Annotated in this window: 16 protein-coding genes; 5 read left to right on the top strand and 11 right to left on the bottom strand. The window is 71.7% G+C overall.

Annotated features, from left to right (window positions below; all coding sequences use genetic code 11):
* Positions 1–23: 23 nt before the first annotated feature.
* Genes hisF through hisD form a run of 8 tightly spaced genes read right to left on the bottom strand, consistent with a single transcriptional unit; the run spans position 24 to position 5,731 of the window.
* Positions 24–779, bottom strand: coding sequence for an imidazole glycerol phosphate synthase subunit HisF (hisF, locus tag G3I78_RS21455; protein ID WP_164426965.1), 756 nt, complete (start codon positions 777–779; stop codon positions 24–26).
* Complete coding sequence (locus G3I78_RS21460) at positions 776–1,174, bottom strand: RidA family protein (RefSeq protein ID WP_164426967.1); 399 nt, start codon at positions 1,172–1,174, stop codon at positions 776–778. The genes hisF and G3I78_RS21460 overlap by 4 nt, the downstream gene beginning before the upstream one ends.
* Positions 1,171–1,899 carry a bifunctional 1-(5-phosphoribosyl)-5-((5-phosphoribosylamino)methylideneamino)imidazole-4-carboxamide isomerase/phosphoribosylanthranilate isomerase PriA gene (priA, locus tag G3I78_RS21465; protein WP_030318915.1) on the bottom strand — a complete coding sequence of 243 codons (729 nt, stop codon included), beginning with the start codon at positions 1,897–1,899 and terminating at the stop codon, positions 1,171–1,173. Before priA ends, G3I78_RS21460 begins: the two co-directional genes overlap by 4 nt.
* Complete coding sequence (gene hisH, locus G3I78_RS21470; RefSeq protein WP_164426969.1) at positions 1,899–2,552, bottom strand: imidazole glycerol phosphate synthase subunit HisH; 654 nt, start codon at positions 2,550–2,552, stop codon at positions 1,899–1,901. The genes priA and hisH overlap by 1 nt, the downstream gene beginning before the upstream one ends.
* A complete protein-coding gene (locus G3I78_RS51235; RefSeq protein ID WP_203615350.1) occupies positions 2,543–2,707 on the bottom strand; it encodes a hypothetical protein in 165 nt (54 codons plus the stop codon). Before G3I78_RS51235 ends, hisH begins: the two co-directional genes overlap by 10 nt.
* Positions 2,704–3,297 carry an imidazoleglycerol-phosphate dehydratase HisB gene (gene hisB / locus G3I78_RS21475; protein ID WP_164426971.1) on the bottom strand — a complete coding sequence of 198 codons (594 nt, stop codon included), beginning with the start codon at positions 3,295–3,297 and terminating at the stop codon, positions 2,704–2,706. Before hisB ends, G3I78_RS51235 begins: the two co-directional genes overlap by 4 nt.
* Positions 3,294–4,409 (bottom strand): histidinol-phosphate transaminase, encoded by a 1,116-nt coding sequence (locus G3I78_RS21480; protein ID WP_164426974.1) that lies wholly within the window; start codon positions 4,407–4,409, stop codon positions 3,294–3,296. The genes hisB and G3I78_RS21480 overlap by 4 nt, the downstream gene beginning before the upstream one ends.
* On the bottom strand, positions 4,406–5,731 hold the full coding sequence (gene hisD, locus G3I78_RS21485; RefSeq protein ID WP_164426976.1) for a histidinol dehydrogenase: 1,326 nt from the start codon (positions 5,729–5,731) through the stop codon (positions 4,406–4,408). The genes G3I78_RS21480 and hisD overlap by 4 nt, the downstream gene beginning before the upstream one ends.
* 158 nt (positions 5,732–5,889) lie before the next feature.
* Here hisD and G3I78_RS21490 point away from each other — a divergent pair, with 158 nt between their 5' ends.
* The 5 genes from G3I78_RS21490 to ybaK all read left to right on the top strand — a co-directional run bounded on the left by G3I78_RS21490 (position 5,890) and on the right by ybaK (position 10,421).
* Positions 5,890–7,467: an oxidoreductase gene (locus G3I78_RS21490; RefSeq protein ID WP_164426978.1), complete on the top strand. Its 1,578-nt coding sequence runs from the start codon at positions 5,890–5,892 to the stop codon at positions 7,465–7,467.
* A gap of 121 nt (positions 7,468–7,588) precedes the next feature.
* Positions 7,589–8,599, top strand: a complete 1,011-nt coding sequence (locus G3I78_RS21495; protein WP_164426981.1) for a hypothetical protein — start codon at positions 7,589–7,591, stop codon at positions 8,597–8,599.
* 11 nt (positions 8,600–8,610) lie between these two features.
* Positions 8,611–9,351: an LON peptidase substrate-binding domain-containing protein gene (locus tag G3I78_RS21500; protein WP_164426983.1), complete on the top strand. Its 741-nt coding sequence runs from the start codon at positions 8,611–8,613 to the stop codon at positions 9,349–9,351.
* Between the two features lie 103 nt (positions 9,352–9,454).
* Positions 9,455–9,826, top strand: coding sequence for a hypothetical protein (locus tag G3I78_RS21505; RefSeq protein WP_239157944.1), 372 nt, complete (start codon positions 9,455–9,457; stop codon positions 9,824–9,826).
* A gap of 97 nt (positions 9,827–9,923) precedes the next feature.
* Complete coding sequence (gene ybaK, locus G3I78_RS21510) at positions 9,924–10,421, top strand: Cys-tRNA(Pro) deacylase (RefSeq protein ID WP_164426985.1); 498 nt, start codon at positions 9,924–9,926, stop codon at positions 10,419–10,421.
* A 462-nt stretch (positions 10,422–10,883) separates the two neighbouring features.
* Here the strand turns inward: ybaK and G3I78_RS21515 are convergent, their stop codons facing one another.
* The 3 genes from G3I78_RS21515 to G3I78_RS21525 form a co-directional block, all read right to left on the bottom strand.
* Positions 10,884–11,585 carry a DUF2567 domain-containing protein gene (locus G3I78_RS21515; RefSeq protein ID WP_164426987.1) on the bottom strand — a complete coding sequence of 234 codons (702 nt, stop codon included), beginning with the start codon at positions 11,583–11,585 and terminating at the stop codon, positions 10,884–10,886.
* A 34-nt stretch (positions 11,586–11,619) separates the two neighbouring features.
* Positions 11,620–12,444, bottom strand: a complete 825-nt coding sequence (locus G3I78_RS21520) for an ABC transporter permease (RefSeq protein ID WP_164426989.1) — start codon at positions 12,442–12,444, stop codon at positions 11,620–11,622.
* 73 nt (positions 12,445–12,517) lie between these two features.
* Positions 12,518–13,492, bottom strand: coding sequence for an ABC transporter ATP-binding protein (locus tag G3I78_RS21525; RefSeq protein ID WP_164426991.1), 975 nt, complete (start codon positions 13,490–13,492; stop codon positions 12,518–12,520).
* Positions 13,493–13,567 lie beyond the last annotated feature (75 nt).

Here is a 13,567-nt window from a genome sequence, read left to right on the forward strand (position 1 = left end):
TGACCGGGGCTCAGCGGGTCCGCTCACCGCACCGGGTGCCCGGCCCCCCGCAGCGTCTCCTTGACCTCACCGATCCGCAGGTCACCGAAGTGGAAGACGGAGGCCGCGAGGACCGCGTCCGCCCCGGCACCGATGGCCGGCGGGAAGTGGTCGAGCCTGCCCGCGCCGCCGGAGGCGATCAGCGGGACCGTCACGTGCTTGCGGACGGCCTCGATCATCTCCAGGTCGTAGCCGTCCTTGGTGCCGTCCGCGTCCATCGAGTTGAGCAGGATCTCCCCCGCGCCCAGCTCGGCGGCCCGGTGCGCCCACTCGACGGCGTCGATGCCGGTGCCCTTGCGGCCGCCGTGGGTGGTGACCTCGAAGGACCCCGACTCGGTGCGCCGCGCGTCCACCGACAGCACCAGCACCTGCCGGCCGAACCGCTCGGCGATCTCCTTGATCAGCTCGGGACGCGCGATGGCTGCGGTGTTCACGCCCACCTTGTCCGCGCCCGCCCGCAGCAGCCTGTCCACGTCCTCGGCCGTACGGACACCGCCGCCGACCGTGAGCGGGATGAACACCTGCTCGGCAGTGCGGCGCACCACGTCGTAGGTGGTCTCGCGGTTGCCCGAGGACGCGGTGATGTCCAGGAACGTCAGCTCGTCGGCGCCCTCGGCGTCGTACACCTTGGCCATCTCGACGGGGTCGCCCGCGTCGCGCAGGTTCTGGAAGTTGACGCCCTTGACGACCCGGCCGTTGTCCACGTCCAGGCAGGGGATGACTCGTACGGCGAGGGTCATGCTGCGGTGTCTCCTCGGAACGCCTCCACCTCGACCTCGACCACCAGGCTGGGGTCCACGAAGCCGGAGACGATGATCAGGGATGCGGCGGGCCGGACGGCGTCGAACAGCTCCTTGTGAGCGCGTCCGACCTCGTCGACGTCCCGCGCGTGGGTGATGTACAGGCGCGTCCGTACGACGTCGTCCCGGCCGAGGCCCAGCTCCTCCAGCGCGGCGAACGCGACGTTGAAGGAGTTGACCGTCTGCTCGTACGGATCGCCCGCGACGATCTCGCCGTCCACCACCGAGGTGCAGCCGGAGACCAGCACCAGGCCGTTGGGCAGCTGCACCGCGCGGGAGTACCCGAAGGTCTCCTCCCAGGGCGCACCGGTCGTGACGCGTCGCAGATCGCTCACTGAGCCACCGCCTCCAGGGCCTCTTCCAGGGTGAACGCCTTCGCGTACAGGGCCTTCCCGACGATGGAGCCCTCGACACCGAGGGGCACCAGCTCGGCGATGGCCCGCAGGTCGTCCAGCGAGGACACCCCGCCGGAGGCCACCACAGGGCGGTCGGTCGCCGCGCACACATTGCGCAGCAGCTCCAGGTTCGGGCCCTGGAGCGTGCCGTCCTTCGCGATGTCGGTGACGACGTACCGCGCGCAGCCCTCCTTGTCGAGCCGCTCCAGCGCCTCGTAGAGGTCGCCGCCCTCGCTGGTCCAGCCGCGGCCCTTGAGGGTCGTACCGCGTACGTCGAGACCGACCGCGATCTTGTCGCCGTGCTCGGCGATGACCTTGGCGACCCACTCCGGGCTCTCCAGGGCGGCGGTGCCGAGGTTCACCCGGGTGCAGCCGGTGGCGAGGGCGGCCGCGAGGGAGGCGTCGTCGCGGATGCCGCCGGACAGCTCGACCTTGATGTCCATGGCCTCGGTGACCTGGCGGACCAGCTCCCGGTTGTCGCCGGTGCCGAAGGCCGCGTCCAGGTCGACCAGGTGCAGCCACTCGGCGCCCGACCGCTGCCAGGACAGGGCGGCCTCCAGCGGGGAGCCGTACGACGTCTCGGTCCCGGACTCGCCGTGCACGAGGCGGACGGCCTGGCCGTCGCGGACGTCCACGGCGGGGAGCAGTTCAAGCTTCGAGGGCATCAGAGGGTTCCGATCCAGTTGTTCAGCAGCTGCGCACCGGCGTCGCCGGACTTCTCGGGGTGGAACTGCGTGGCCCACAGGGCGCCGTTCTCCACGGCGGCCACGAAGGGCTTGCCGTGCGTCGACCAGGTCACGAGCGGCGCCTGCATCGACGGGTTGAGCGTCTCCAGCGACCAGTCGTGGACGGCGTAGGAGTGCACGAAGTAGAAGCGGGCGTCCGCGTCGAGCCCCGCGAACAGCTGGGAGCCGGCCGCCGCGTCGACGGTGTTCCAGCCCATGTGGGGCACGATGTCGGCCTTCAGCGGCTCGACCGAGCCGGGCCACTCGTCGAGGCCCTCGCTCTCCACGCCGTGCTCGATGCCGCGCGCGAAGAGGATCTGCATGCCGACGCAGATGCCCATGACCGGGCGCCCGCCGGACAGCCGGCGGTCGATGATCCAGTCGCCGCGCGCCTCCTTGAGGCCCCGCATGCAGGCGGCGAAGGCGCCGACGCCGGGCACCAGCAGGCCGTCGGCGTTCATGGCCGTGTCGTAGTCACGCGTGATCTCGACCTCGGCGCCCGCGCGCGCGAGGGCACGCTCGGCGGACCGTACGTTGCCGAAGCCGTAGTCGAAGACGACGACCTTCTTCGAGGACGCGGTGCTCAACTCCACACCTCCAGCCTCATGACACCGGCGACCAGGCACATCGCGGCGCCAACGGAGAGCAGCACGATGAGCTGCTTCGGCATCCCCTGCTTGACGAAGGAGTAGATGCCGCCTGCCAGGAAGAGGCCGACGACGATCAGGATCGTGGAGAGGCCGTTCACAGCGCGCCCTTCGTGGAGGGGAGGATGCCGGCCGCGCGCGGGTCGCGCTCGGAGGCGTAGCGCAGGGCCCGGGCCAGCGCCTTGAACTGGCACTCCACGATGTGGTGCGCGTTGCGCCCGTACGGCACGTGCACGTGCAGGGCGATCTGCGCCTGGGCGACGAAGGACTCCAGGATGTGCCGGGTCATCGTGGTGTCGTACTCGCCGATCATCGGCGCCATCTTCTCGGGCTCGGTGTGCACGAGGTACGGGCGGCCGCTCAGGTCCACCGTCACCTGGGCGAGGGACTCGTCCAGCGGGACCGTGCAGTTGCCGAAGCGGTAGATCCCCACCTTGTCGCCGAGCGCCTGCTTGAAGGCGGCGCCGAGCGCGAGGGCGGTGTCCTCGATGGTGTGGTGCGAGTCGATGTGCAGGTCGCCCTCGGTCTTCACGGTGAGGTCGAACAGACCGTGCCGGCCGAGCTGGTCGAGCATGTGGTCGTAGAAGCCGACCCTTGTCGACACGTCGACCTTTCCGCTGCCGTCGAGATCGATCTCGACGAGCACCGAGGTCTCCTTGGTGACTCGTTCCACGCGTCCCACGCGGCTCATGCGCTCTGCTCCTTCTTCAGTTCACGTACCGCGTCGAGGAACGCGTCGTTCTCCTCCGGGGTTCCGGCGGACACCCGCAGCCACCCCGGAATGCCGTTGTCCCGGACCAGGACGCCCTGGTCGAGGATCTTCTGCCAGGCCGCGTGCGAACCGCCGGGGCCCTCGAAGCGCCCGAACTGCACGAAGTTCGCGTCCGACTCCACGACCTCGAAGCCGATCGCCCGCAACTCGCTCACCAGCCGGTCCCGCTCGGCCTTCAGCTGCTCGACGTACTTGAGCAGCGTGCCGGTGTGCTCCAGGGCGGCGAGCGCGGTCGCCTGGGTGACGGCCGACAGGTGGTAGGGCAGCCGTACGAGCTGCACGGCGTCCACGACCGCCGGGTGCGCGGCGAGATAGCCGAGGCGCAGCCCCGCCGCCCCGAACGCCTTCGACATCGTCCGCGAGACGACGAGGTTCGGCCGCCCCTCGATGAGCGGCAGCAGCGAGTCGCCGTGGCTGAACTCGATGTACGCCTCGTCGACCACGACCATGGACGGCTTCGCCGCCTGCGCGGCCTCGTACAGCGCGAGGACCGTCTCGGGCGGGACGGCGTTGCCCGTGGGGTTGTTCGGGGTCGTGACGAACACGACGTCCGGCCGCTGCGAGGCGATCGCCTGCACGGCCGTCTCGACGTCGATCGTGAAGTCGTCGTTCCGGGGACCCGAGATCCAGCCCGTGCCCGTCCCGCGCGCGATCAGGCCGTGCATCGAGTACGACGGCTCGAAGCCGATCGCCGTACGACCCGGTCCGCCGAAGGTCTGGAGCAGCTGCTGGATGACCTCGTTGGAGCCGTTGGCGGCCCAGACGTTGGCCAGGCCCACCTCGTGCCCGGAGGTGTCCGTCAGGTACTTGGCGAGCTGGGTGCGCAGCTCGACCGCGTCCCGGTCCGGGTAGCGGTTGAGGTCGCGGGCGGCCTCGCGGACGCGCTCGGCGATGCGCTCGACCAGCGGCTCGGGCAGCCGATAGGGGTTCTCGTTGGTGTTCAGCCGTACGGGGACGTCCAACTGGGGCGCGCCGTAGGGGGACTTGCCGCGCAGCTCGTCCCGTACAGGGAGATCGTCGATGCCGGTCACTTGCTTCCGGGTACCTTCCAGTCGAACCGAGCCTTGATCGCCGCGCCGTGCGCGGGCAGGTCCTCCGCCTCCGCCAGCGTCACCACGTGATGCGCCACGTCGGCGAGCGCGTCCTTCGTGTAGTCGACGATGTGGATGCCGCGCAGGAAGGACTGGACGGACAGGCCCGAGGAGTGGCAGGCGCAACCGCCGGTCGGGAGCACGTGGTTGGACCCGGCCGCGTAGTCACCGAGGGAGACCGGCGCCCAGGGCCCGATGAAGATCGCGCCGGCGTTGCGCACCCGGTCGGCCACCGCGGCGGCGTCGGCCGTCTGGATCTCCAGGTGCTCGGCGCCGTACGCGTCGACGACCCTGAGCCCCTCGTCGATGCCGTCGACGAGGACGATCGCGGACTGGCGGCCCCTCAGCGCGGGCACGATCCGGTCCTCGATGTGCTTGGTGGCCGCGACCTGCGGCTCCAGCTCCTTCTCGACCGCGTCCGCCAGCTCGACGGAGTCGGTGACCAGGACGGCGGCGGCCAGCGGGTCGTGCTCGGCCTGGCTGATCAGGTCCGACGCCACGTGCACCGGGTCGGCGGTGGAGTCCGCGAGGACCGCGATCTCGGTCGGGCCGGCCTCGGCGTCGATGCCGATCTTGCCGGTGAAGTAGCGCTTGGCGGCGGCGACCCAGATGTTGCCGGGCCCGGTGACCATGTTGGCGGGCGGGCAGGACTCGGTGCCGTGGGCGAACATCGCGACGGCGGTCGCGCCACCGGCGGCGTACACCTCGTCGACGCCGAGCAGCGCGCACGCGGCGAGGATCGTCGGGTGCGGGAAGCCGTCGAACTCGGCCTGCGCCGGGGAGGCGAGCGCGATCGACTCGACGCCGGCCTCCTGCGCGGGCACCACGTTCATGATCACGGAGGACGGGTAGACGGACCGGCCGCCGGGCGCGTACAGCCCGACCCGGTCGACGGGCACCCACTTCTCGGTCACGCTGCCGCCCGGCACGACCTGGGTCGTGTGGGTGCCGCGGCGCTGCTCGCGGTGGACGAGACGGGCGCGGCGGATGGACTCCTCCAGGGCCGCGCGCACAGCGGGGTCGAGTTCGTCCAGCGCGCGCGAGAGAGCCTCCACGGGCACCCGCACCCGGTCCAGCCGCACCCCGTCGAACTTCTCGGCGAAGTCGATCAGCGCCGCGTCGCCCCGATGATGCACGGCCTCGCAGATCGGACGCACCTTCTCCAGGGCGGCCTGAACGTCGAAGTCGGCTCGGGGCAGCAGGTCGCGCAGGGCGGGTCCCTCAGGAAGGGCGTCGCCGCGCAGATCGATTCGGGAGATCACGTTCCCAATTCTCTCAGACCCACCTCAGGGCCCGTTCGCGCATTCCAGTGGCTGATACGCAACCCGGAAGATCCCCTTCACGTCTGGCGTTCGAGGGGTTACTGAGCGGGCATGACCGGTTGTACGAATCCGACGAGCCGCAAGGAGCTGGAAGAACCGTGACCGAGGGGGCCGGTATCCGGGACGGAGACCTGCCGGACGATCTGACCGCCGCCGAGGCCGGCATGTGGCAGGCCTTCCGCAACGGCACCGTGTACGACCTGAGCAGCGGCGACACCGTCGTGGACGATCCGCACGGCGGACATCCGTGGGGACCGGAGCGGACGGTACGCGCGCGGATCGTGTGCTGGCTGCTCCTGGACGGTCCGCCCGCGCTCGCGGGCCGGGTCTCGTCCCTGAAGCTCACCGGTGTGCAGATCAGCGGCTCGCTGGATCTCGCGGGCGGCACCGTGGTGCCGTATCTGGAGATGAAGGGCTGCCGTTTCGAGCGGGAGATCCTGCTGCCGGAGGCCCGCTTCACCACCGCGCGGTTCGTGAACTGCTCGGTGCCGAGGCTGGAGGCGGCCCGGGTGCACACCGAGGGCGATCTGCACCTCCCCCGGTGCCGGTTCCACAACGGCGTACGGCTGACCGACGCGCACATCGGCACGGATCTGCTGATGAACCAGGCGATCGTGTACCGCGACCGCAGCGGCCGTTCGATCGCCGCGGACGGCATGACCGTCGGCCAGGACCTCCAGGCCGAGCTCCTGGAGTCGCACGGCGAGCTGAGCCTGCGCAGCGCCACCGTCGGCGTCTCGCTGAGCCTGCGCGGCGCCCGGCTGGCCAACCCGTACGGCCGCCTCGCGCTGAACGCCCCGCAGCTGACCGTCGAGCGCACGCTGTACCTGACTCCGGCGGGCGTCGGCGCCTCCATGCTGAGCGGGGCGACCCCCGCGCGCGGGACGCGTATCCAGCGTTTCGAGTGCCAGGGCGGGATCCGGCTGGACGACGGCAGGTTCGGGGACGCCCTCGACCTGGAGCGGGCCCGGTTCACCTTCACCGACGAGCAGGAGCTGTCGCTGCGCCGCGTCCAGGCGCCGGAACTGCGCTTCCTGGGCGAGAAGCCGCAGCGCGGCAAGGTCGTCCTTTCGGGGGCGCGGGTCGGCAACCTCGTGGACCGGGCGAGCGCCTGGCCGGACCCCGGCAATCTGCACATGGGCGGCTTCGCCTACGAGAGCCTCGTTCCGCATGGGCCCTTCCCGCTGGCCGAGCGGCTGGAGTGGGTGGCGGCGGCGACCGCCGAGTACAACCCGGAGCCGTACGAACGGCTCGCCGCGGTGCTGCGGGCCGGCGGTGAGGACGAGGACGCGCGCGAGGTGCTGCTCGCCAAGCAGCGCCGGCACCGCGAGAGTCTGCCCCTGGCCGCCAAGCTGTGGGGGTACGTGCAGGACTGGACGGTCGCCTACGGGTACCGGCCGGGCCGGGCCGCCGTATGGATGGCGGTGCTGTGGGCGGCGGGCTCGCTGGCGTTCGCACACGCGAGCCATCCACCGGTCAAGGGCACCGAGCATCCGACGTGGAACCCGGCCCTGTTCGCCCTGGACTTGCTGCTTCCGGTCATCGACCTGGGCCAGGTCGGCTTCTGGCAGCTGCGCGGCGGCTGGCAGTGGCTGGCGGCCGCGATGATCCTGGCGGGCTGGATCCTGGCCACGACGGTGGCAGCGGGCGCCACGAGGCTGCTGCGGCGCAACTAGCGGGGCCTCCGTGACAGAAGTTGATCAACGGTCACCTTTTTAACTTCCCTTGACCGACGGGCGTACAACTTTCTACAAGTTGCACGTTCGCACTGGCGCAGCATTGACCAGCGGTCTTTCAATGGTCGACACCATGGCTCTGCTGCCCCCCTTCATCCGCGCGTCACGGATGCCCGTGTACCTCACCGGCGGACTGCCCGCCGACGACGAGGTGCTTCTCGACGCGCCCGACGACCGGCTCGGACCCGCGCTGGTCGCGGCCGGGCAGGGCGGGTACGGGCGGGCGGCCGAGCTGCTCGCCGCGAGCCGCGAGAACGCCGCCTGGGAGCTGCGCGACCGGTACGTGCGGCGGCTGTCCGCCTTCGCCCGCTCGCGCCCCGAGTGGTACGACAGCTGGCGCGCCGAGGCCCCGTACGACCCGGACCAGCTGCTGCTGGGCGCCCAGCTCGCGGTGGACCGCGCCTGGGGCTCACCGGCCCGCGCGGAGCTGCTGCGCGAGGTGAGCCCGCTGATCACGGCCGCCGCGCGCGGTGACGACCGCGACCCGGTGCCATGGCGCCTGGCGCTGGACCACGCACGCGGCTCGCGGGCCGGGCACGTCTACTTCGGTGAGCTGTGGGAGGCGGCCGTCCGGCGCGCCCCGCTGCACTACGGCTGCCATGTGGCCGCCCTGCGCTATCTCACCGAGTCCTGGCGCGGCTCGCACCGCGAGTGCCTCGACTTCGCCGAACGGGCCGCGCAGGACGCCCCGCCCGGCTCCCTCGTCCAGGCGCTGCCCGCGCGGGCGGCCCTCGCCTGTCTCACCGACGGCGGCGGGCCCGTGGTGCCCCGCGCGCGGCTGGACGCGGCGGCCGACCGGGCGATCGAGCTCTCGGCCGGCTTCCCGGCGGCCGACGCCTGGCCCGCCGAGATCCGCAACAAGCTGGTGTACGTCCTGGTACGCCTCGACCGCTGGACGGACGCCCTGGAAGAGCTGCGCCTGATCGGCCCGTACGCGACCTCGTTCCCGTGGAGCCGGGAGTCCGACGACCCGCTCGGCCGGTTCCTGGAGGTCCGCGAGGAGGTCCGGCGGCGTGCGCTGATCCATCCGCGGAGCGAGCACGCGGGACGTGTCCGCTCCGGGGGCCATTAGGCTTTGGCGCCGTGACCACCGTGCGACTCCCGCTCTTCCCCCTGAACTCGGTGCTGTTCCCGGGGCTCGTGCTTCCTCTCAACGTCTTCGAGGAGCGCTATCGCGCCATGATGCGCGAGCTGCTGAAGACCCCCGAGGAGGAACCGCGCCGCTTCGCCGTCGTGGCAATCCGCGACGGCCACGAGGTGGCGCCCAGCGCCCCCGGGATGCCGGACCGGACGGCCTCGCCCGAGCGCGGCCCGGCGGCCGGGTTCGGCGAGGAACCGCTCAAGGCGTTCCACGCGGTCGGCTGTGTCGCCGACGCGGCGACGGTACGGGAGCGTGCCGACGGCACCTTCGAGGTCCTGGCGACGGGCACGACCCGGGTGCGGCTGCTGTCGGTCGACGCCTCGGGCCCGTTCCTGACGGCCGAACTGGAGGAGCTGCCGGAAGAGCCGGGCGACGAGTCCGGGGCGCTCGCGGAAGGGGTGCTGAGGGCCTTCCGGCAGTACCAGAAGCGCCTGGCGGGGGCGCGGGAACGCTCCCTCTCCTCCGGCACCGACCTCCCCGACGAGCCGTCGGTCGTCTCCTACCTGGTGGCGGCGGCGATGATGCTGGACGTCCCGGCGAAGCAGCGCCTGCTCCAGGCCCCCGACACCGCGTCCCGGCTCCGCGACGAGCTGAAACTGCTGCGCGCGGAGACGGCGATCATCCGCAGCCTTCCGTCGTTGCCGGCGGCGGAGCTGACGCGCGGTCCGACGAGCCTGAACTGAACGCCAGTCCGATTAAAGAGCTGGCAATCGAAGATCAGCGTGCCTATGATCGCCAACGGCCAATTGACCATGGCCATGACCATCAAGTACGAGGGGATTCAACTTGATCAGGCTGCGCAACATCCTCACGGTGACCGCCGGTGTGGCCGTCAGCTCCGCGCTGATGATGGCCCCGGCCCACGCCGACGGGAACCGCGTCGAATGCACGAAGCTGAGCAACGGCACGCTCTGCATCTCGCTCAACACCTCGCCGAGCCGCATCGAGGTCTTCTACAACAAGGACGGCGGCGGCACCATCACGGCGCACCTCGGCTTCCGCAGCAGCGCCGGTACGACATACGGCGCGAAGAAGACCATCAGCGCCCACGAGCGGGCCAACAGCACCTGGAACATCTCCTACCCGTGCAGGCCGTACGTCGGACTGCTCAAGGTCGACGGCCAGGGGACGTTCGAGACGCCGAAGGCCGACTGCTGAGCTTGGCGTGACTGGACATCGCCGCCCCGCCCGGGCACTGTTCCGGGCGGGGCGGCGGCATGAGCGCGCAGCGAAGACGCAAAGAAAACAAGGAGCCATGGCCAAGAAGTCCAGGCAGCAGTCCGGCGGAACACCGGCCACGGTGGCCCTGACGGCCGCGGGAGTGTCGTACACGGTCCACGCCTACGACCACGACCCGTCCCACCCGTCCTACGGCGAGGAGGCGGCCGAGGCGATGGGAGTCTCCCCGGACCGCGTCTTCAAGACCCTGGTGGCGGAGGTGGACGGCGCCCTGGCGGTGGCGGTGGTCCCGGTGGCGGGCTCCCTGGACCTGAAGGCCCTGGCGACCGCCCTCTCCGCCAAGCGAGCCACCATGGCCGACCCGACCCTCGCCGAACGCACCACCGGCTACGTCCGAGGCGGCATCTCCCCCCTGGGCCAGCGCAAGAAGCTCCCCACGGTCCTGGACGCCTCCGCCGCCGGCCACGAGACGATCTGCGTCTCGGCCGGCCGCCGTGGTCTGGAGGTGGAACTCTCCCCGACGTCCCTGACCACCCTCACGAACGCGACCCTGGCCCCGATCGCCCGCGCCTGACCCCTCGACGGCATCCCCTTCCTCGGTTAATGAGAGAAGGCATGTCGAAGAAAACCAGAAAACGCAAATGGCGCACCAAGAAGGGCCGCTCCAACCACGGCAGGCGCCCGGCCTGACAACCCCACCAGCAACACCGGCTCCCTCGTCGAGGGACGGGGGAGCTCTACCGGTGTGCTTGAGGACGACTGACGGACGCTCCAACCCCTGGAACACCGGCCCCGGCACTTCCAGCCCATCCGGCGCCCGAGGCCGCGACCGATTTCCATCCCGAGCCCCCGCCCACCCGAGGGGGCTCCACCCCTGGCACACCGGCCCAGGCACTCCAGCCCGTCCGGCGTTTGAGGACAAGGCCCCTTCAGGGCCGAAGCGGGGTCTGGGGGCGCAGCCCCCAGGAGCGGGGTCGAAGGGGCGGCAGCCCCTGGGGATGGGACGGGTAGGGGCGGCGGGGGCGAAGAAACGCCCCTACTGCACAGGCGCCCCGAACCCGTCCTGCCCCACACCCACCCCGTAGACCGGCTCAGGATCCCGCGGCCCGAACAACGCCGTGAGCCCCAGATGAACCACCAGCCCGGCCAACGACCAGGCAAGCAACGCCCCCTTCGCCCCCAACTTCAGCGGCGCGGAGAACGTGACCCCCTTGCCCACGGACTTCGCATGGGCCAGCACATCCGACGACGGCCCCAACCACATCCCCACCCGCCAGGCGAGCAACGACCCGAGCAGCCCCCCGACAGCCAGCCCCACCACCAACGGCACCCCACCCCGCCGCCGCCAGACGAACACCACGAGCGCGGTCACAAAACCGAACGCCAGCGCCAGCAGAGTGAACGTCCCGTCCACCCCCACCGCCTGCTCCCCCTCGGTGTCCTTGAGATAGACGACCCAGCTCCCCTGCCCGTCCACGTCCCCGACGAGCGGCACATGAGGAGCCAGCCACGACCACAACACTCCGAGCAGCGCCCCGAGCACCGCGAGAACCACCGTGACCACCACGGCCTCCAGCAGCTCGACCCGCATCCCGGGCCCCTCGTGCCCGTACCCGGCGACGGCGACAGGAGCAGGCGCCGCGTACCCGGCAGGAGGCGCCTGCCAAGGATCCTGCGGGGACGAATCCCGCGGAGTCGGTTCGTGCGGCGGAGGCGGAGGCGTCAACGGTGCGGTCACCCTGACATCGTGCCAGGCCCGCCTGTGCGGCGCGTCACCGGACGGCCGCCCGACGGTAGGCCCAGGTGGCGACGGCCAGCGAGACGACGCCCACGCACCCGCACACGGCGAGGTCCCCGAGCACGAACGCCCAGTCGGGATGCGGTCCGAAGGTACGCGCGAACGCCTCGACACCGTAGGTCGAAGGCAGCAGGTCCCGCGCGAACCGCACCGCTTCCGGCATCCGGTCGGCGGGCAGCACCCCGAGCAGCAGCGCGGCGGACATCCCGAGCTGCCCGAGCAGGGTGGCCAGCTCGGGCCGGGGCGCGAGCAGCCCGAGGGCCGCGCCGAGCCCCGCGAGGGCGGCACCCGCGAGCGGGATCACCGCGACCAGCACCCACAGATGCGCCAGCGGCAGCCCGAACAGCACACACCCGAAGACGGCGGTCACCACGGTCCCGGGCACCGTGAAGGAGGCGTACGCCCCCGCGGCGCCCAGCACCACGGCGGCCGGCGGCACCGGCAGCGTGGCGTAGTGGTCGAGCCCGCCGCTCGCCCGCAGCTGGCCGAAGTACTGCGCGAGCAGATTGAGCGCGACGAAGGCCACGACCAGCACGGACGCCCCGGCGACCACCGACTGCGCCTCACCGCCGCCGTCCACGACCCCGCGCATCAGGATCATGATCCCGACGGACTGGAAGGTCGCCACGAACAGCAGCGGGATGCGCGCGACCCTCGCCCGGGACAGCTGCGCCCGGTACACGGCCGCCAGCGACGGCCACAGCCGCGCGCGCGGACCGAGTTCGGCCGCCGTGTCCCGGCCCGTCTCCTCGACGGCCAGAGCACTGCCCGGCAGCACCTCGGCGGGTACGACACTCACGTGGCTCTGCTCCTCTTCGCTCCGGCGGTCGCCCTGTGACGTACGGATACGGCAGTCCGCGTACTCAAAGTGCTCAAGCCTTCACCAGCCCCTGCTGCGCGGCCCCGCCCAGCGCGAGGTACACGTCCTCCAGGCTGGGCGTGGCGAGCGTGAAGTCGTCGAGGGCGGCGAACGCGGCCCCGCCGGTGACGGTGGCGACGACCGCGCGGGCCTCGTCGGGGGCGAGCCGCAGCGTCCAGCGGCGCCCGGAGGCCACGGCCCGGTCCCGGAGCGCGGCCACCTCGGGCACGTGCAGCGGGGCCGCCTCGCGCCATACGAGATCCACGCGGACCTCCCCGGCGACCTGCTCCTTGAGCCCGGAGGGCGTGTCGCAGGCGATGACCCGGCCCTGGTCGAGGACGGCGACCCGGTCCAGCACGGTCTCCGCCTCGATGACGTTGTGGGTGACGAGCAGCACGGTCGCGCCATGCTCGGCCCGCCGCCGGTCCACGGCGGACCACACCGCGCGCCGCGCCACGGGGTCCATCGCGGTGGTCGGCTCGTCCAGCACGAGCAGCGGCCGCTCCCCCACGAGCGCCGCCGCGAAGCACGCGAGCCGCCGCTGCCCGCCGGACAGCTTCTTGATCGGCCGCCCGGCGATCGGCGTGAGCCCCAGTTCGTCGAGTACGGCGTCCCGCTCGGCCCGCGCCTGTCCGGCCTCCAGGCCGCGCAGCCGCCCGGTGGTCTCGGCGGCGAGCGAGACGGTCAGCTCGTCGAGGGCGGTGGACTCCTGGCCGAGGTAGGCGAGGATCCGCGAGGCCCGGTCCGGATGGCGCACGATGTCGTGCCCGAGGATCTCGACGCTGCCCCGGTCGGGCCGCATGAGCCCGGTGAGCTGTCGTACGAGAGTGGTCTTGCCGGCGCCGTTCGGCCCGAGCAGCCCGAAGATCTCACCCCGGCGGATGTCGAGGCGTACGTCGTCGGTGGCCCGCACCTCGGGCGTCCCCGGGGTCCCGCGGCGCCCGCGCACGGCCGGATAGGTCTTGGTCAGCCCACGCACCGCGCACACGACCTCACCACCGTGCCGAAGTCCCTGTGCCGCGCGCGTACTCACAAGGGACGAGACTACGGGGTCCGGAGCGCC

Origin of the sequence: Streptomyces sp. SID13726 (assembly GCF_010548375.1) — a bacterium.
In the GTDB taxonomy this organism is placed as follows: Bacteria; Actinomycetota; Actinomycetes; order Streptomycetales; family Streptomycetaceae; genus Streptomyces.